Raw genomic sequence first — 18,108 nt, forward strand, 5'->3', positions numbered from 1 at the left:
ACTCACAACAAGAGGCTTTAATTATGGATTACCGACATATTCTGGTCGCACTTGAACTGTCTGACGACACCAAGATTCTCATTGATAGAGCGACCTTCTTCGCTGATAAACTGGAGGCTGGCATTTCATTTGTTTATATCGATGGTACGCATGGAGAAATTTATCCAGAGCTCGTTGATATTCAGGGAAATGACGGTGATTTACCCATCAATGAAGATGCCGTTAAGCATTTGAAAGAGTTTGAAGCCTACGCCAAGCACCCAATCAAGCACATTTTCGTGGGAACGGGTGATTTGAACGATAAGCTCAAAAATGCCATCGAAGCCAACGGCGTTGACCTATTGCTATGCGGCCATCACCATGATTTTTGGCATAAGCTCATCTCCCATTCTAAACAGATCATCGATACTTCCCCTATCGATATTCTCGTTGTTCCAATGGAATAGAAGCTCCAGTTCGACACTCAAAAATAACCGGCATTGCCAACCTCTATCGGTATTATTGGTTGGCTTGATATCCTCTTCAACACACTCATCCTGATCGAAATCTCCTATTTCCCACTTAGAGTAGTCATTTGTGATCTTGTCAGCCTATCAACTCGTAAGCGTCTAATAATTAACAAATCACGTCATTTCGATTTGAATCAACGTACTGAAATGTACGACCCAGACCATGCCTTCATCAATCAATGGACAGGCGGTAACGCAGTCACAACAAGCCTCACAAACCAGGACGCATTATGAAATTTAAAACGGTACGACTTGTATTAGGTGACCAACTCAACATTGAGCATTCATGGTTTCGACAGGTTAACGATGACGTTATTTACATCATTGCTGAGCTAAAACAAGAAACAGATTATGTTGCCTCTCACGTTCAAAAAGTGGCCGCGTTTTTCTGTGCGATGGGTTACTTCGCTAACGAACTCAAAGAACAAGGTCATCAAGTACTACACCTTACTCTTGACGACACAACGCAATTTGAAAACCTAGACACACTTTTAAAGCACTATGTACACGAATTCGGCGCAGAGAAATTCGAATATCAAAGGCCAGATGAATATCGCCTCTTAGAGCAGATGAACAAGCTCAAGCTGACCAATGCGACCAAAGGTTGTTGTGATACAGAACACTTCCTCTTTCCATTCGAGGAGATAGAACAACAGTTTCCAAAAGACAAACACATCATGATGGAACACTTCTATCGCCGAATGAGAAAACGTTTCGACATTTTGCTAGAAGACGGAAAGCCCGTTGGCGGAAAATGGAATTACGACGCGAACAATCGAAATAAGCTCAAGAAACAAGACATCGAAAACCTACCTCAGCCGCTGATGTTTACCAATGATATAACCGACATTTTGCAACGTATCGAACGTCACCAAGTACAAACCATTGGTCAAGTCGGTAACCAGTTACTATGGCCGGTGAACCGCGCACAAAGCTTGTCTCTACTCGCTCATTTCTGCCAAGTCTGCTTGCCGTTATTTGGGCAGTTTCAAGATGCGATGACGACAGAGCACGACTCTAAATGGAGCTTGTATCATAGCCGTATATCGTTCTCGCTGAACAGTAAACTGCTGAGCCCTAAAGAAGTGATTGATGCAGCACTGTCGGCCTACCAAGCATCCTGTCTTCGAGACAGCTCACCAGATAAGCCAAGCATCGATATTGCACAGGTCGAAGGATTTGTACGCCAAATACTGGGGTGGCGAGAGTACATACGCGCCGTCTATTGGGCAAACATACCTGCTTACGCCAACAAAAACCATTACTCAGCACATAATAACCTGCCCCATTACTTTTGGGACGGACAAACCAAGATGAACTGCATGAAGCATGCGATTGACCAGTCTCTTGAGTTTGCTTACGCGCACCACATCCAAAGGTTAATGATCACTGGCAACTTCTGTTTAATCACGGGTATAGACCCTGACCAAGTCGACAGTTGGTACCTCGGTATTTACGTCGACGCGATTGAGTGGGTTGAAATGCCAAATACGCGAGGTATGGCACTGTTTGCGGATGGCGGGATCGTAGGAACCAAACCATACTCTGCCAGCGGTTCCTATATCAACCGCATGAGTGACTACTGCAAAGGCTGTCACTACAAGATAAAAGAACGCAGCGGCGAGCAATCTTGCCCTTTCAATAGCTTGTATTGGCGCTTTATGGACCAGCACCGCGATGCGTTAAACCGCAACCCACGTATGGGCATGTTATATCGCTCTTGGGACAACATGGATGAGCAATCACAACAAGCGATTCTCGATACTGCTGAACAACGAATCACAAACTTGGAGAACTTATAATGGTGGAGCAACTCAGATTACACATATTGGTGGTCGGTGGGAGCGGCGGTATTGGTTTCGCTGTGGTTAAACACCTATTATCTGAGCTCTCTCGGTTTGATTTTCTTGATGTGCATGTAGACGCGACTTACCACTCTCAACAGCCGGAACTAGAAAACAATCGCTTGAGCTGGCACAAAGTCGACGCCACCGACGAAGCTGATATTAAGCGCTTGAGTTCTGAGTTTGAACAACTTGATTGGCTGATCAACTGCGTGGGTATGCTCCACACTCCAGATCTTGGACCGGAAAAGAACTTGTCGTCCATCGACCCTGAGTTTTTCCTCAAAAACATCTCTGTGAATACCCTGCCCAGCTTGTTATTAGCAAAACACTTCACGCCGATACTTAAAGCGAGCGACAATCCAAAGTTTGCTGTGGTATCCGCAAAGGTTGGCAGTATTTCAGACAACAGATTAGGCGGTTGGTATAGCTACCGCTCATCGAAAGCAGCCCTAAATATGTTCATCAAAACCATGTCGATCGAATGGCAACGCACCATTAAGAAAGGCACCGTGTTGGCTCTGCACCCGGGCACGACAGACACAGCTCTGTCGAAGCCTTTTCAGACCAATGTCCCTGAAGGTAAGTTGTTTGAGTCAAGCTATGTCGCCCATCAGTTGGTCGATATTATTCGCACTGCCACACCGGATAACAGTGGGCACTTCTACGCTTACGATGGTGAACAGTTAAATTGGTAGTTGATACGAGTGTCCGTCTTTCATTAGTGCTAAAAAAGAAAACCCAACAGAGTTGAAGCTCCATTGGGTTTTTATTTAGAAAGAACGCCTCTGTTTTAAAAGGCGTTTGGTTGATATCTAGCTAAAGATCAAAAACGATGATCACGACTACTCAGCCCAATTGAACTTGCTGTCGTCTACACCTTCTTTTTCTTCTTTAACACGCTCGCGTCGGTGTTGTTCTTCAATTCGCGCAGCGTCTATCTCTTGCATGATGGCTTCGATATCAGCCAAGTCGTCGGTTTCCGTAAACTCACCCGTCAGTTTGCTGTCTGGCTTCAAGTCGCCTTTCTCGTACAGCGCCCACATTTCCTTGGCATACTCGGTTTTTGCCAGTTCAGGAGCAAACTGAGCGTAATAGTCACGGATGTTATTGATGTCACGAGCCAGCATCCACTCAGCGTTGTTGTTAGCCGAAGCGTCAACCGCTTGTGGTAGATCGATAATCACAGGGCCGTATTCATCAACCAATACGTTAAACTCAGACAAGTCACCATGGATCAAACCAACGCAAAGCATTTTAACCACGTAAGTCATCATCACCGCATGATCTTCAATCGCTTGTTCTGGTGGCATTACAACATCGTTCAATCTTGGAGCCACATAACCGTCATCATCAGTGACTAGCTCCATAAGCAGCACGCCATCAAAACAGCCATAAGGAACAGGCACACGAACACCCGCTTCTGCCAGTTTATACAAGGCATCCACTTCAGCGCTTTGCCACACTTTCTCTTGTTGCTCACGACCAAAGCCAGAGCCTTTTTCCATCGCACGAGCACGGCGGCTATTTCGGACTTTTCGGCCTTCACGATACGCCGTTGCTTTTTTAAAGCTGCGCTGGCTTATTTCCTTATATACCTTGGCACAACGGATCGTATCGCCGCAGCGTACTATGTACACTGACGCTTCTTTGCCACTCATTAATTCGCTTGTCACCTCGTCGACTAAACCATCGTCAACTAAGGGCTGTATTCTTTTAGGTATCTTCATGCCGCCTTTATACATTAGTTGTCTTACAGATAGAAATATTAACTTAAGAAATGAATGACGAAACTATTAACGTGTTCTAAAAACGAACAGAAATTACGCCAAAGTTGGCTTATGACGACGACAACGTTCAGAACAGTAAATCACGTCATCCCAACAGCGCTGCCATTTTTTACGCCATGCGAAAGGCTTTTGGCAAACAGGACATATCTTAGTCGGTAAATGGGGTTTCTTGTGCATGGCCGTTCCCTTTTTGAAGCATCCACTTCCTGCGTTTACTAGAGATTCCCTATTACGCTCGTACCTCGCTTTAGAGAATGACGAAGGCAATACGAACAAAGCCTAGTTCTCTATGACGTTCGTTCCTGACTTTAAGGAGTGACTGCGTAGTGATTTGTGACTACTCCCGACTCCGTCATCCTCGAGAAGGAGGAACGACTGAGTCGGGGATCTGCTTCATCTAGCTCTGTTTCTATTTCTGCGCAGATAAATTTAGCAAGAACCAAAGTAACAACCTAAGCGACAACCTTGTACTGCTTCTCCATCTCACTCACACCTAAGCCAGAGTGTTTTGTCACTTTAAGCTGAACGGGCACTCGCTCTTTCAGTGCTTCAACATGGCTAATGACACCGATCATCTTGCCTGATGCATTCAAGTTATCTAACGCGTTAAGGGCAATGTCCAATGTGTCACTATCCAACGTGCCGAAACCTTCATCTAAGAACAGAGAATCAATACTGGTTTTGTAGCTCACAAGATCAGAAAGCGCTAATGCCAACGCCAAGCTCACCAAGAAGCTTTCGCCACCTGATAAAGTCTTTGTATCACGCATCACATCGCCCTGCCATGTGTCGAGCACTTGCAGTTCTAAACCATCGTCGGCTTTACGTTTTAGCTCGTAACGACCATGCAAACGCTGTAGCTGCTTGTTGGCCAAGTACACCAAGTTTTCCAGTGTTAGACCTTGAGCAAACTTACGGAACTTGTCGCCGTTCTTTGAGCCAATAAGTGAATTGAGACGTGAGATGTCATCAAACTCGACCTGTTGCTCGTCGATCTGCTTGAACAGATCTTGCTGATTACTGCGGTTCTGGCTATCCGTTTCAAGATTGGCAGAAATTGCACCGATCTTTGTCGCATGGCTTTGCTGTGCGTTTTGACACTCAGTAGTCGCTTCTTCAACTTGCTGTTGGTCTTGCTCTTGCCATGCTTTAGCATTTTCGTGGTTTTGTAGCTCCACTTGCGTCGCTTTGGCGGTGTTCAACCTAGCTTGTGCACTGACAATCGCTTCGTCTAAAGACTTCTTCAGGCTTTGAAGTTGAGTTCTAACCTCTTCATCCAACAACGCTGCTTCAAAATCAGCCTCATCTTCGAACGGGCTAGTTTTCAGCGCTTCTAACCAAGCATTCGACGCTTGTGTGTAGCTCGATTGCTTACTGACTAACTCGTCCGAGAAACCAGTGTGTTTGGTTTGCTCGGTTCGATGTTCAAGTTCGCTGCGGTTAAGCACTAACTGCGCGGCATCAAATGCATTTACTGCTTCAGTGACTCTTTGCTTCATCGCATTGCTGGTGGCTTGAATGTCTTTGTCACCAAACAACTCTGTTCTTTCAGCCGTTACACGAGTGAGTTCTGACACTAAAGACTCACTCTGTTGCGTCAGTGTCGCGAGCTCTTTCTCAACACTGCTTAGCTTGTCGTCTAACGTTTTCAATTCGGCATTTTGAGTAATCAGTTGCTTCTCAATATCGGCCTGTTGCTGTTTGGTTTGCTGCCATGTGCTTGATGCTTGCGATTTCGCAGTAAACCAATCATCGATATGCTCAAGTTCAGGTGCTTCGATAGAAGTTTGAACAATGCTCTCTTTCAAAGCGTTCCATTGCTGGCCTTTCGCTTGAGCTATTTGAGTCACTTGCTCGTTTGCGACTTGGTTTTGCTTATTCAAATCAGCTAAGCGTTGCTCGGCCAACTCGAGATTAGACTGCGCCTTGTCAGCCATAACACTTACAGACAGGCGTTGTTTCTCAGCTTCAGCGTAATGCGCTTTAGCATCACCCAACGCTTTGAGTTGCTGCGCGCTCTGACTTAGTTGAAGTTCACACTGCTGAGCAAAGGTCGCGACTGTAGCTTCATTGCCTAAATCGTTAATCGTTAGCAGTGCCAGTTCAGGAGCCGTGCCAACGAAATCCGATAAGCTCTGTTGAAGCTTGCCGACAACGCCTTGCCAATTCAGCTGAGCTTGTTGAATATCCGCTTGCGCACGTTGAATGTCATCGTTAAGCGCCACAATCACAAGGGTAAGAGAATCTAACTGCTGACGATGCTCTTGGCCTTCTTTCTGAATCGCTGCTAATTCTTGTTCCTCAAGCTCTTTCTGGGCATTCAAATCCTTCGAACTTTGTGATTGTTCGATCGCATGGTCTGTTGAACCACACAATGGACAATCCATACCTGGCTTCAATGACGCTCGGTATTTCGCAAGGTCACCTTCTTGATCAATTAAGCGAACTAAACGTTCAAGTGAGGTCTTTTTTTCTTGGTATCGCAGAAGCAACACTTCACGCTCTTTCGAAAGCTTGTCGACCAACTGGGTGTTGGTTTGATGTGCCTGTGTTTTTGCGTGCAGCTGTTGTTGGGCATTTAGGAAACCACGATTGATCTCGAGTAATGAGTGCGTATTGCGATTCCAAAACTCCAACAGATCTTTTTGCGAATTCAACACTTGCTCGCTAGTGTTGCCTTGCAAGGCTTCCCACTGTTGCTTTGCACTACTCTCGAGAACAACCAATTCAGCTAAAGTTTTATCTTGCGTTGCTTTAGCATCTTGCGCGGATTTGATGATCGTTTGCTGTGCATCAACTGCAGACAAAGCTTGCTTCGCTGAATTCAACTGCTCTGAATGCTGGCGCTCTAGAGTACGAACTTGCTCGACCTTTGCTTGCCACTGACCTAGGTATTTTTCCAGATGTTGGTCAGCTTGATGCGTATTTAGGTACTCAGTGCTGAGTTTATCTTGTTGCTTCAGTGCATCTGTTTTTTGGACTAAAACAATCTGTTGATTACGCTGCTGCGTATGTTGCTCGTTAAGCGTATTCGCTGCACTAACGCCCGCAGTTTGCTTATCTTTGAGTACGGCAATTTGGTTATCTAACGGGCGAACCTGCTCGATGATCTTCTCTTGATCCTGCTGTTCGGCTTTTACCTGTTCGACAATCGCACTGCTTTGAGTCAGTTTAGTTTGCGCGTCTTGCATTTCTGCATCACGAACGGCAAGTAACTTGGTGCTGTTATCTAGGTGAGCTTGAGTAGTGTTCACCTCTTGTTCGCAACGCTTTAAATCTTTGTGTACTGGACGCAGCTTTTCAGCCGGCTCACTGTTTGCCAAGCGCTCTAGTGACGGTTGGTTACGGTCTAGTTCATCTTGAGCGGTTTTCAGATCGAGCTCACTGGCCGCAATAGTTTGCTCAGCTTTGGTCACGTCTTTCCACCAGCTAAGATGCACTTGCCACTCTTTTAATTGCTCGGCTAGGCGGTTTTGTTCAGCTTCTAGCGTTTCACGCTCAGTGATTAGCGCTTGAATTTGTTCTTCCGAGAGCAGGCTCACGCCTTCTGCTTTCGCTTTGAGCTGATTAAGCGATGTTTCACTCGACTTAAAGTGATCGTAGATGCGCTCTGAGATCAGGCTATACACTTCGGTACCCGTCAGCTCTTCCAGTAGCTCTGCACGATCGTTGGCATTGGCATTTAAGAACGCCGCAAACTCACCCTGAGACAGCATGATCGATTTAGTAAAGCGTGAGAAATCGAGGCCCGTGACCTGCTCCACCAACTTGATCTTCTTAGTGAGCATGGTCTCTAACACTTTATCTGTGTCGGCATCTGAAAATTCACAGGTCGGCGTTTGCAGTGCGCCATCATGTTTGCCACGTGCGCGCTTTTGGTGGAAGTTAGAGCGGTACGTTTTACCCTGCACTTCAAATTCAAGCTCAGCAAAGCACTCGCCCGTACCACGAGTCATTAATTCATTATTACCTTTAGCAATGCTTTTCAAACGCGGTGTGCGGTGGAACAATGCCAAACAAATCGCATCAAGAATGGTGGTTTTACCCGCCCCTGTTGGGCCAGTAATCGCAAACAGACCATTTTCTGCAAACGGTGATTGGGTGAAATCGAGCTTCCAACGTCCTTTCAAAGAGTTCAGGTTTTCAAATTCTAGGCTTAAAATCTTCATACTGGTTACTCTTCTACTTTGTTTGGCGCTTGAGCGCTCTCAGACACTTCAACCATCACTTGTTTAAACTTCACCGTCATGCGCTCTAAACGCGCTTTTTCAGAATCCGTTTCAAACTCTTCTAAGGCAATACGCTTGCTAAACACGTCCATCGGGCTCAGTTCAGATAAGGTTTCTGCCGACTCTTGCTCTAATGCTTGATTACGACGCTCTCTTGCACGGCGCAGTTGAAGTACTTCAACGTTCAAGCCTTCGGTCAATGCACGCATACGTTCTTGGAGATCTGAAAGGTAATCTTGCGCTTGCACTTCGATCGATAACCACACGCTTTGTTCGCTATCTAAACCTATGTATTGGTTCAGCTGAGATTCGATCTCGCTCAAGTCGCCTTTGATTTCAGCTAGAGGTTGGAATGTGGGAACAGGCAATTGAGAAATGGTGCGCTCACCTTCAACAAACTCAACAACACACACTTGTTTCTGAGACTTAAGTTCATCAAAACTTAGTGGGATTGGAGAGCCTGAATAACGAATGTATTCACGCTTTGCCACCACTTGTGGGCGATGGATATGACCAAGTGCGATATAGTCTGCGTCTGGGAAGCCATCAGCGGCGAAACCATCAAGGTTGCCGACATAGATATCACGTACCGAATCCGATTGTTGAACACCCATCGCCGTTAAATGACCCGTAGCGATAATCGGCATGTGCTCTCTGTTTTCAAACGTCGCACGTTTTTCTACAGCGGCATCATAAACACTTTGGTAGTGCTGTTTGATTGCATCTCCGAGTTGCTTCTGACGCTCAACGCCAGTGACACCCGCCTGGCTCATCAACACATCGCGAGGGCGAATAAAAGGAATGGCACAAACCAGCGCTTCTACATCGCCGTTCTTACCTTTTAGCTCGACAACCTGAGTCGCATAATCTTCATTGGTGTTCGGAATTACGTCTGCGCCCATGTACTTCAGTAATTGCTGTGTCTCCTTCAACACAGACACCGAGTCATGGTTACCACCTAATAACACCAATTTGCAACCGATCTTGTTCGAATCGACCACAAACTTGTTATACATCTCACGAGCGTAACTCGGCGGTGTACTGGTATCGAAAATGTCGCCAGCAACAATGATCGCGTCGATGTCGTGCTCTGTAACTTGCTCAAGTAACCATTGTAAAAACCGTTCATGTTCATTCTTGCGGCTTTTATTGTAGAAGTTTTGGCCAAGGTGCCAATCGGACGTGTGAAGAATCTTCATTGCTGCTCACTGGAAGTCTGTAATACCTTTAATCTACCAAAATAGTCGAGATAATTCCCTTTTATAAGCTTGTGAAAACCAACTAATTTCAGGCTTTGGACCAACTCCGCCCATAGCGTGACCAATCGTTATTTTTGACATAAAAAAACCGCTCAACGTTAGAGCGGTTTTAGGTGTCCATAGCTTTAGCTTTAAGCTATTTCACAGAGGTCGTCAAAAATTGTACGAAGCGCCCAGAGTTACTGTGCTAAACGCTACATCACGGCTTTCGGGCCGAAGAATTCGATATTTACTGCATCTGCTTGTGAGATTAAACGTAAGGTTAGGCTTTCTACTGGCGTGTATTCAACACCTATACCAAAATGGAAGCCTAATTACGCGCAGCTAGACAATCAAAGATATTGCAATAGATGCCATGATCACGCCAACGACAAATTCCAACACCTTCCACGCTCTCGGGTTCTTAAACATTGGAGCCAAGAAGCGAGCGCCATATCCAAGTGAAAAGAAGAACACGAATGACGCCGATACCGCCCCAGCGCCAAACAACATTTGATCCGGTTGATATTGAGTTGAGATAGACCCCAGCAATACCACAGTATCCAAATACACATGCGGGTTAAGCCAAGTGAACGCCAAACACATCGCAATCGCTTTGGTTAATGAGTCTTTAGTTTCTGCCGTGGCTTCTAAGGCGTGGTTTTCGGTAAATGCTGATCGGAAGCTTAAGAATGAATAGACACCCAAAAAGATAGCGCCACCATAACGGGCGAACTGCTCAATTTGTGGGAACTGCTTAACGATTGCGCCAAAGCCCGTCACGCCAAAGCTAATCAGTAAGGCGTCAGAAATGGCACATACAGCACAAACTGCCAATACGTGTTGGTTCTTAAGCCCTTGCTTTAAAACAAACGCATTTTGAGAGCCAATCGCAAGAATCAGCGAAAGGCCAAGGGAGAAACCTGCAAAGTAAGTCGACATCTAAGGCTAGTCTCTTAACCCAACTCAATACGCATAAACTGGCTGTGCGGATCCAACACATAATCAGCAAAGGGTTCACAGTATCCAAAGCCAAACTTTTCATACAGGTTACGTGCGGCCTTAAAGTAGTCTTCTGAGCCAGTCTCTAAGCTGATTGTTTGATACTGGCGAATGGCCGCTGTATCTAATACGTGTTGTAAAAGTTGGCTGGCAACACCTGACTTTCGAGCAAACTGTGAGGTCCTCATTGATTTGAGTTCAGCGTGTTGGGTATTTAGCTCTTTAATGGCAACACACCCAAGTAGTTGGCTGTCTTTCCAAGCACTGAAAAAAGTAATCTCTGGTGACTTGAGCCCATCTAGATCCAGTGCATGAACGCTTTCGGCTGGCGAAGTGGCGTACATATCAGCGAGGTGCTCTTCAAGTAATTCAATGACTTCCCCACCCGACAAGTCATCCACCTTAATTTCTATTGAAGCACTGCTTTCCAATGCTGTTCTATTTTCCATTGAACCCTGTGCATTTATTGCTGATGTCATTGTTTCAACTCTCCTTGTTTAGTTCGCTTATTTAGCTTGAGTGATTTGGTTTTTATCAACAGCCCACTTTCCTGAATTGTTTCCTTTTCAAGAACTCGGTTTGAATCAGTAAAATTACTGATTAATCATAAAATTATAAATGTCACACTGGGTTTACCTAGATACCATATTTTTCCTATCTCGTCTCGTGATAAAAGCGTTCCGCAAAGCCCGTATGGTCGCTGCATTGAGGGAGCAACACCTGTTTTAGTTAACGAATAAGTAGTCAGGGCAAAGTGAATAGCGATGACACGCGTACTGATGTTGTTGGCAGCTTAAACATCCCTTTAAACGGTCTCATTTAAAACGACCATAAGTTAGAAAATAAAACGCTTTCATTGATCGAATATTTGATTGCGATTTTCCAATTTCGGTATATGATGCGCCACCCTAATTTTTCAGCTTATGCTGCAGGCAAATATGTCCGCCAACGCACTCTATACCGACCTATCCGGTTACTATGATTTAATGTGTGTAGATATTGACTACCAAGCGCAAAGTAACTGCGTACGTAGACTCCATCAAATCTTTGGAAATGAAGGAAAAACACACCTCGACTTAGCTTGTGGCACTGGCCCACACGTTCGTCATTTTATTGATTTCGGTTACCAAAGCGGTGGCCTAGATCTTAACAAGCCGATGTTAGATATCGCAGAAGTTCGCTGCCCGGAAGCCAAGTTCTCAGTACAAAACATGAGTAACTTTGAGGTCACGGAACCACTCGATCTTATCACTTGCTTCCTGTATTCCATCCATTACAACGATGGCCTTGAGAAGCTTAAAGAGTGTATTGAAAGTGTGCATCGTGCGTTAAAGCCAGAAGGTATTTTCTGTTTTAACGTGGTTGATAAAGACAAGATCAGCAACGACCTGTTTGTTAGACACACAACAAACCAAGACAAAGACGATTTCACGTTCCGTTCTGGTTGGTATTACTCTGGTCAGGGTGATAAGCAAGCGCTAAAGCTTAGCATCGAAAAGACGACTGCTGGTGAAACTCAAGTGTGGAATGATGAACACCCAATGGTGGCATTCTCGTTTAAAGAGTTAATCGAGATATTGAAGCCCTACTTCGAGGTTAATATCTTCGAGCACGATTACGACAAGCTGATTCCTTGGGATACTCAGTCCGGTAATGCGCTGATCACATGTGTCAAAATCTAGATTAATAGATAAACGGCAAATTAAACCAAATCTATAGATCAAAAAAGAACCCACACTCGCCATTCTCCTTTTAGAGCATCAGCCAGTGTGGGTTCTTTTGTATCAAGCTATCAGTTACTGAACTCTAAATTAGAAGTCCGCTGTCATACCTACGTAGTAAGTACGTGGCTCTTCAACATAGCCCATGCTCTCTAGCTCTTGTGATACAGCTTCGTCAGTTAAGTTCGTGATACCTGCACGTAGTCGTACTGAAGCATTCACGTTGTAGACAGCACCTAGGTTCAGCGTTGTGTAAGCGTCTTGAGTTAGATCGCTTTCGATCTGACGTTCACCACGGTAACGCGCACTCACGAAGGTACTTAGATCGTAAGTTGGGCTCCAGTTCAGTTTAACTAAACCCGAATGCTTGTAACGCTCAAGTAATTCGTCACCAGTAGACTTATCTTCAGTGTCTAAGAATGTGTAATTACCAGACACACCCCATTCATCAGTAATTTGGAATTGGCCTGTAAGCTCAGCACCTTGAACTACAGCCTCTGATACGTTTGTATAAGTACGCTTACCATTCACATAGCCAGTTGAGCTTGAACTATCAGCGCAACCTTTACCCGATTCAAACACTCCGCCGTTCTCACAATAGGTTTCATCACGATCAATTAGGTCGTTGATTTCATTTCGGAATAAGGCACCTTCAACATTCCAACGAGGTTGGCTATAAATCGCAGCGATCTCATAGTTCAAGCTGGTTTCGGGCTTAAGATCTTCATTACCATGTAAATCACATACGCCTTTACAGCTATTAACTGTGTAGTCTGTCTGATTTTGAGTCAATGTTGGTGCTTTAAATGCTTTACCCACACCACCCTTGATGATCAGGTCATTCGTTGTTTGATGAACCAAGTACACACGTGGGCTGAACTCTTCACCGTACAGTTCATGCTTATCTAAACGACCACCAATGGTTGCCGTTAGTTGATCCGTCATTAACCATTGGTCTTGAACAAATAACGCACCTTGATAAGCTTCAGATGTACCATTGACTAAGTTTTCTTTGTTGGTTAATTCACTCAACTGGTAGTCCATACCAAACGTTACGGTGTGACTATCACCAAGATAAGTGGTCGCCGAAGCTTCAACAATTTGAGTCAGCTCTTCGATGTCACTGCTATAGTTAGTATCTGAGTCCGCAGCATCATTATCTGTCACATTTTCACGTGAATAACGTACTTGCGTGTCACCCCAGCTCCAAAAACCACTATGTGTGATCGCTTGGCTCTGACGTACAACACGTGTGTCAGACTCAATCACAGATGATACGTTTTCCGCAGATGACTCACGTTCGTCGTCACTGTAACCAAAATCGAAATCAATGGTTTGGTTGTCTGTTGCATTCCATGTCAGGCTCGCGAGTAAGCTTAATGTCTCTCTTTCTTCTAACGCAGTAATGTCTGAACGATCGTAACCAGAGCTATGCGTACCAGAATAGGGTTGCCAAGCATCACGGCTAGTTTGGTTAACAGATAGGCGAGCAAACAACTCGTCTTCAATCAACGCACCAGATGTCGTGAAGCCCATCGAATACTCTTCCCCTCCATCACCATCAAGTGGAGATGAAGTGTCCATGCTCAGTGTAGAGCTCCAATCGTTTTCTGGAGCCTTAGTGATGATGTTGATTGTACCGCCCATACCATCTGAACCGTAAAGTGCAGACATTGGGCCACGGATTATTTCAACACGTTCGATCGAATCATCAGGAATCGTTGATAGGTCAAAGTCGTTACCACGGATGATGGCACTTGCAGAGCTTAAACGACGACCGTTCACCATGATAAGAGTGTAATCTGAATCCATACCACGAATAGAGATCATCTGACGGCCAGCACGTGTGCTATCAAAATCAGACTCTACACTCGTTGATTCTGCAACGATGTCCGCCAAGGTAATACCAGGGCTGTCTTCAATGTCTTGCGCGGTGATAACCGACATTGAAGCTGGCGCTTGTTTTAGTGCCATCTCGGTACGAGTTGCCGTAACAACCATTTGTTCATCTGTTGCTTGCGCTTCTTCTTGCGCTAACACGTTAGCTGAAAGTGAGGTACAAATAACAGCGACTGCGATCGAAAGGGGTTTACGAACCAAAAGAGGTTTGCGAATCAAAAGAGATCTCTCAGACATGATATTCATTCTTATACGTAATTAGTAATGATAATGATTTTCATTAAACAACCGACTACCATTCTTATCAACGAAAGTTTCATACCAAAAATCGATTCTCGTTATTCACCATTCAAATAATGAAAGAGATCTATATCCAACTCGATAGGTATTCGTAATTTTCATTCACCCTGCAGATGGATTATGTATAAAGCTCTTTGAATATATTGCGAACCCAGCGACACATAGGATCGTTATGAAAGCGCTTATGCCAGTATAAGTAGACGTCTTCTGATGGGTGGCGCAACGCTTTAGGCACGCGTTTACAAACAAGATCTCTTTGCGTAGCGGCTTGTTGAGCAAAAGGTGTCGGTAAATGAAAGATGATGTCGGTTGCTTCTGCCATATCCGGCGCGACGTTAAAATTGGAAAGCTGAATTGGAATGGACAGCTGGCGCTGCTTATCAATCAAGCCAAGATCTTTAAATCGACTTTCGATCGAGAGCTTCTTATCCCCTTGCAGTGAGATTTGACCAAGTTGGCTATTCAACAAGTCATCAACCGTGATCTCTTTGTCCGCCAAAGGATGTTTTTTACTCATCAGCAAACGGTAATCGCGGCTAATCACGAACATTCGATACAAATTTTGCTCTGAACTTAACGGCTCGTGGGTCGACAACACAAAGTGCGCATCACCGGATAACAGAGGCTCAAAGTGTCGTTTGGGAATCGAGTCGATATCAACAGTCATGTTTGGCGCTTGTTGACGTATCTCCGCAACTACCTTGGGCAGCAAGTGCGCGACATTAGGCACTAAACCAAAGAAGCGAACCGTACTGTCACTGCTTTGCGGTTCGAATACATCGCCATGTACCAGCTTTTCTAAACGTGTCAGTACCGAATTGAGATCTTGCTTAATGGCTTCTGCTTTTGGCGTTAACTCATAGCCATAAGCCGCTCGCACCAATAGATCATCATTGAAAACGGTACGCAGTTTTTGCAGAGATCGGCTCACCGTAGGTTGGCTCATATCCAGCGCCAATGCCGTGTTGGAAACGTGCTTCTCTTCAAGAAGGTGTTTAAGAATAACGAGTAGATTGAGGTCGACTTGAGCAAGATTCATTATGCAAATATTAACAATATATAAAATTCAATGTGCGCATAGTGCTATTTCTTAACATGTAATACAATTGATAATCACTCCTATTTTGATCTAGAGCAATATGCAGAGCAGAGTTTAAGGTTAAGTGGGTTTTAAAGCTCTAAGTCAGAACTGTTTAAACATAAAAAAGAGAGGCACAATGGCCTCTCTTTGATCGTCTACTTTATATTGCTAGCGTTGAGCTATCAGACTACAGCTTTGTCCAAGCATCTTGCCAGTATTGGCTATCTGCTGGAGCGTAAGACGCGCTTGCACACCATGCCGTGTATGGCCAAGGCTTACATTCGTACAAGCCATTATCGCTGCCGACCACAATGTCACCCGCTGCGTAGTTTGTGCCCGCTTCATATGGAGGGTAATCACCTGGAGGAGGTGTTGTTCCGCCACCGTCTTTAACAGCGAACGAATCGTTTACCATCACCATTTCACCGTCAGATGCTTTACCGACCACTTCAAGTGCATATTGCCCTTCCGCTACATCGTATAAGTCGATGGTAATAGCGCGGCTGTCCGTTACATTAACCTTAGTTTGCTCAACCACAGTACCTGCACTGTTGATCACCATAGCGGTAACATCCAATGCTTCATTTGATGTCAGTGTCAGATCTAAACGAACATTACCGTTATCTGGCGCATATTCTGATTGAAGTCCTGAAACTGCAAGCTCTAAGTCATCGCCCGGATCTGGGTTACCACCACATGAAGAGTCTGAAACTTTTCTCCAAACGCCCCACTCACCTGTTGTTCCTGGTTCTTCACCGCGAGTGTACCACCCTGCTCCCCACGTTGAACCGTCATGAGATACTTGATCACCTTCAACATAAACGGTGTCTGCATCCCATGCCGCAGCACAGTTAGAACCATCAGTCACAGACACTTTACGGTCAGCGGTTACAGTTTGGTTCGCGCTATCTGTTACACTATACACAAGCGTGTAGTTGCCGATTTCATTTACATCGACACTGCCAGTGTGTGTGATGGTGCTTGTTAGATCGCCATCTTCAGCATCATTCGCCGTCACGCCTGCCATAGCATCAAACGCAGTTCCCAACACAACGGTTGTGTCAGATACGCCATTAAATACTGGCTTCTGGCTGTAAACCTCTACCGTTCTTGCTTTAGTGGTTTCGTTGTCATCGCTGTCTTTCACTCGGTAAGTTAGAACGTAAGTACCAATAACACTGGTTTCAACGTAACCTTCAACATCGATTGATGACGTTAGATCGCCGTCTTCTTTGTCTGTTGCCGTTACACCATCCATAGGATCAAATGTTGTTCCGTGGAGAACACGCGTATTTTCGACACCTTTTAGAACTGGCTCACCCTCGACTGGTGGTGGCGTCACTTGACCGTGGACAAACGGGCCGTAGTCTTTAATGAACTGCTCGTTGTATTGTTGGCCGTTTTTGTTGGTGCCCATGTCCCAGTTGATAGACCAAGTCATCACACCACGTAGCGGTTGACCTTGCGCCGTTAGGCTATCAAATGCGTCGTATAAATCTTGTGGCTCTTGTACAAAACCGGTTGCTGCAGCATCGATGCTTGAAGGAATACCAAACACGAGCTTGTCATGTGGGATCTTGTGGAAACCACGCGTTCCGTTGATAAGAGAATCAGAAATGTAGTAGATGAATTCTTCTTTTAACGCATCGTTGTTTTGAGCAATCCAACCCACGCCTTCAACCCAGATACCATCGCCACCTTGGTTGTAAAATTGTGGGTTAATCCAGTCGTAGTAGCCTTCTAGATTATCGATATAAGGAACGTACTTACCGCCTGTCGTTAGATACGGGAACTCAGGCGCCATTGTAATAAGGAAGTTTTTACCTTCTGCGCGGTAGTGATCTTTCACTAGCTTAAGTGCATCCGGAATCACGGTTTGGTTGTTTGCGGCGGTTACGGCTGCTTGTTCAAGGTCAATATCTAGGCCATCGAAGCCGTAACGCTCGGTAAGACGGATAATCTCATCAGCAAAGGCTCTTTCATCACCGGTTTCTAGCTCTACGTGTGCATCAGCACCACCCAAAGCCAACAGTACAGAGCGACCTTGCTTGTTGAGCTCAGAGATTTGGTCAATAAATTGTTCTTCTGAAAGCCCAATGGTTGGGTCCAGTTTAAAAGTTGGGATTCGACCATCAGCCACATCGTAAACCTTCATGAATGACACATTCACGATGTTGTACATTGGGTTCACTTCATCCAACGTCACACATGGCGCATTACCACCTTGGTAGCCGCCACCGTCACACCAGTTATGCCAATAGCCAACCACGACGCCAGAGTCTGGATTCGTCATATCTGAACCATTCGCATAAACAGCGCCAGACATAGCCGCCATGCCGACCGATACTGCTAATTGTAGAGCTTTACGTTTCAACATTAGTCCCACTTCCTTACTTAACAGCTGTGTCAATCACAACCGAACCAATTCATTGTAATCATGAATATTTATAGAGAAGTAATGGAATTTATAGGAAAAGATGACCTTTGATTTAACT

General features: G+C 45.1%; 13 protein-coding genes and 1 pseudogene. 4 read left to right on the forward strand and 10 right to left on the reverse strand.

Annotated elements, in window-relative coordinates; all coding sequences use genetic code 11:
• Positions 1 to 23: 23 nt before the first annotated feature.
• The 3 genes from AB4623_RS17355 to AB4623_RS17365 all read left to right on the forward strand — a co-directional run bounded on the left by AB4623_RS17355 (position 24) and on the right by AB4623_RS17365 (position 3,051).
• Positions 24 to 446 carry a universal stress protein gene (locus AB4623_RS17355; RefSeq protein WP_017063967.1) on the forward strand — a complete coding sequence of 141 codons (423 nt, stop codon included), beginning with the start codon at positions 24 to 26 and terminating at the stop codon, positions 444 to 446.
• A 293-nt stretch (positions 447 to 739) separates the two neighbouring features.
• Complete coding sequence (locus AB4623_RS17360) at positions 740 to 2,311, forward strand: cryptochrome/photolyase family protein (RefSeq protein WP_372147020.1); 1,572 nt, start codon at positions 740 to 742, stop codon at positions 2,309 to 2,311.
• On the forward strand, positions 2,311 to 3,051 hold the full coding sequence (locus tag AB4623_RS17365) for an SDR family oxidoreductase (RefSeq protein ID WP_065583629.1): 741 nt from the start codon (positions 2,311 to 2,313) through the stop codon (positions 3,049 to 3,051). The genes AB4623_RS17360 and AB4623_RS17365 overlap by 1 nt, the downstream gene beginning before the upstream one ends.
• Before the next feature lie 147 nt (positions 3,052 to 3,198).
• On the opposite strand, the gene AB4623_RS17370 is transcribed toward AB4623_RS17365, so the two are convergent.
• From AB4623_RS17370 to AB4623_RS17400, 7 genes and pseudogenes are all read right to left on the reverse strand, one after another.
• On the reverse strand, positions 3,199 to 4,083 hold the full coding sequence (locus tag AB4623_RS17370; protein WP_372147022.1) for a PA4780 family RIO1-like protein kinase: 885 nt from the start codon (positions 4,081 to 4,083) through the stop codon (positions 3,199 to 3,201).
• Positions 4,084 to 4,176: 93 nt separating this feature from the next.
• Complete coding sequence (locus tag AB4623_RS17375; protein ID WP_102333283.1) at positions 4,177 to 4,320, reverse strand: DUF2256 domain-containing protein; 144 nt, start codon at positions 4,318 to 4,320, stop codon at positions 4,177 to 4,179.
• Between the two features lie 275 nt (positions 4,321 to 4,595).
• On the reverse strand, positions 4,596 to 8,312 hold the full coding sequence (locus tag AB4623_RS17380; RefSeq protein ID WP_372147024.1) for an SbcC/MukB-like Walker B domain-containing protein: 3,717 nt from the start codon (positions 8,310 to 8,312) through the stop codon (positions 4,596 to 4,598).
• A 5-nt stretch (positions 8,313 to 8,317) separates the two neighbouring features.
• A complete protein-coding gene (gene sbcD, locus AB4623_RS17385) occupies positions 8,318 to 9,571 on the reverse strand; it encodes an exonuclease subunit SbcD (protein WP_372147025.1) in 1,254 nt (417 codons plus the stop codon).
• A 213-nt stretch (positions 9,572 to 9,784) separates the two neighbouring features.
• Positions 9,785 to 9,942: pseudogene (locus AB4623_RS17390) on the reverse strand (porin family protein); the annotation flags it as partial.
• A 13-nt stretch (positions 9,943 to 9,955) separates the two neighbouring features.
• Positions 9,956 to 10,552, reverse strand: a complete 597-nt coding sequence (locus tag AB4623_RS17395) for a LysE/ArgO family amino acid transporter (protein WP_017059193.1) — start codon at positions 10,550 to 10,552, stop codon at positions 9,956 to 9,958.
• Between the two features lie 14 nt (positions 10,553 to 10,566).
• Positions 10,567 to 11,091 (reverse strand): GNAT family N-acetyltransferase, encoded by a 525-nt coding sequence (locus tag AB4623_RS17400; protein WP_372129081.1) that lies wholly within the window; start codon positions 11,089 to 11,091, stop codon positions 10,567 to 10,569.
• Positions 11,092 to 11,550: 459 nt separating this feature from the next.
• On the opposite strand from AB4623_RS17400, the gene AB4623_RS17405 reads away from it, so the two are divergent.
• Positions 11,551 to 12,294 carry a class I SAM-dependent methyltransferase gene (locus tag AB4623_RS17405; protein ID WP_029235856.1) on the forward strand — a complete coding sequence of 248 codons (744 nt, stop codon included), beginning with the start codon at positions 11,551 to 11,553 and terminating at the stop codon, positions 12,292 to 12,294.
• 129 nt (positions 12,295 to 12,423) lie between these two features.
• Here AB4623_RS17405 and AB4623_RS17410 read toward each other — a convergent pair whose 3' ends face one another.
• From AB4623_RS17410 to AB4623_RS17420, 3 genes are all read right to left on the reverse strand, one after another.
• Positions 12,424 to 14,469 carry a TonB-dependent receptor domain-containing protein gene (locus tag AB4623_RS17410; RefSeq protein WP_372147027.1) on the reverse strand — a complete coding sequence of 682 codons (2,046 nt, stop codon included), beginning with the start codon at positions 14,467 to 14,469 and terminating at the stop codon, positions 12,424 to 12,426.
• Between the two features lie 181 nt (positions 14,470 to 14,650).
• Positions 14,651 to 15,571: a LysR family transcriptional regulator gene (locus tag AB4623_RS17415; protein WP_017059189.1), complete on the reverse strand. Its 921-nt coding sequence runs from the start codon at positions 15,569 to 15,571 to the stop codon at positions 14,651 to 14,653.
• 229 nt (positions 15,572 to 15,800) lie between these two features.
• A complete protein-coding gene (locus AB4623_RS17420; protein ID WP_372147029.1) occupies positions 15,801 to 17,990 on the reverse strand; it encodes an immunoglobulin-like domain-containing protein in 2,190 nt (729 codons plus the stop codon).
• Positions 17,991 to 18,108: the final 118 nt, after the last annotated feature.

Source organism: Vibrio sp. 10N.222.52.C12, from assembly GCF_041474215.1.
GTDB classification, from domain to species: Bacteria; Pseudomonadota; Gammaproteobacteria; order Enterobacterales; family Vibrionaceae; genus Vibrio; species Vibrio crassostreae_C.

What these genes read in the sequence shown, in the direction of transcription:
- AB4623_RS17355 (WP_017063967.1), top strand. Translation starts at nt 24, where the DNA reads ATGGATTACCGACATATTCTGGTCGCACTTGAACTGTCTGACGACACC.
- AB4623_RS17360 (WP_372147020.1), top strand. Translation starts at nt 740, where the DNA reads ATGAAATTTAAAACGGTACGACTTGTATTAGGTGACCAACTCAACATT.
- AB4623_RS17365 (WP_065583629.1), top strand. Translation starts at nt 2,311, where the DNA reads ATGGTGGAGCAACTCAGATTACACATATTGGTGGTCGGTGGGAGCGGC.
- AB4623_RS17370 (WP_372147022.1), bottom strand. Translation starts at nt 4,083, where the DNA reads ATGAAGATACCTAAAAGAATACAGCCCTTAGTTGACGATGGTTTAGTC.
- AB4623_RS17375 (WP_102333283.1), bottom strand. Translation starts at nt 4,320, where the DNA reads ATGCACAAGAAACCCCATTTACCGACTAAGATATGTCCTGTTTGCCAA.
- AB4623_RS17380 (WP_372147024.1), bottom strand. Translation starts at nt 8,312, where the DNA reads ATGAAGATTTTAAGCCTAGAATTTGAAAACCTGAACTCTTTGAAAGGA.
- sbcD (WP_372147025.1), bottom strand. Translation starts at nt 9,571, where the DNA reads ATGAAGATTCTTCACACGTCCGATTGGCACCTTGGCCAAAACTTCTAC.
- AB4623_RS17395 (WP_017059193.1), bottom strand. Translation starts at nt 10,552, where the DNA reads ATGTCGACTTACTTTGCAGGTTTCTCCCTTGGCCTTTCGCTGATTCTT.
- AB4623_RS17400 (WP_372129081.1), bottom strand. Translation starts at nt 11,091, where the DNA reads ATGACATCAGCAATAAATGCACAGGGTTCAATGGAAAATAGAACAGCA.
- AB4623_RS17405 (WP_029235856.1), top strand. Translation starts at nt 11,551, where the DNA reads ATGTCCGCCAACGCACTCTATACCGACCTATCCGGTTACTATGATTTA.
- AB4623_RS17410 (WP_372147027.1), bottom strand. Translation starts at nt 14,469, where the DNA reads ATGTCTGAGAGATCTCTTTTGATTCGCAAACCTCTTTTGGTTCGTAAA.
- AB4623_RS17415 (WP_017059189.1), bottom strand. Translation starts at nt 15,571, where the DNA reads ATGAATCTTGCTCAAGTCGACCTCAATCTACTCGTTATTCTTAAACAC.
- AB4623_RS17420 (WP_372147029.1), bottom strand. Translation starts at nt 17,990, where the DNA reads ATGTTGAAACGTAAAGCTCTACAATTAGCAGTATCGGTCGGCATGGCG.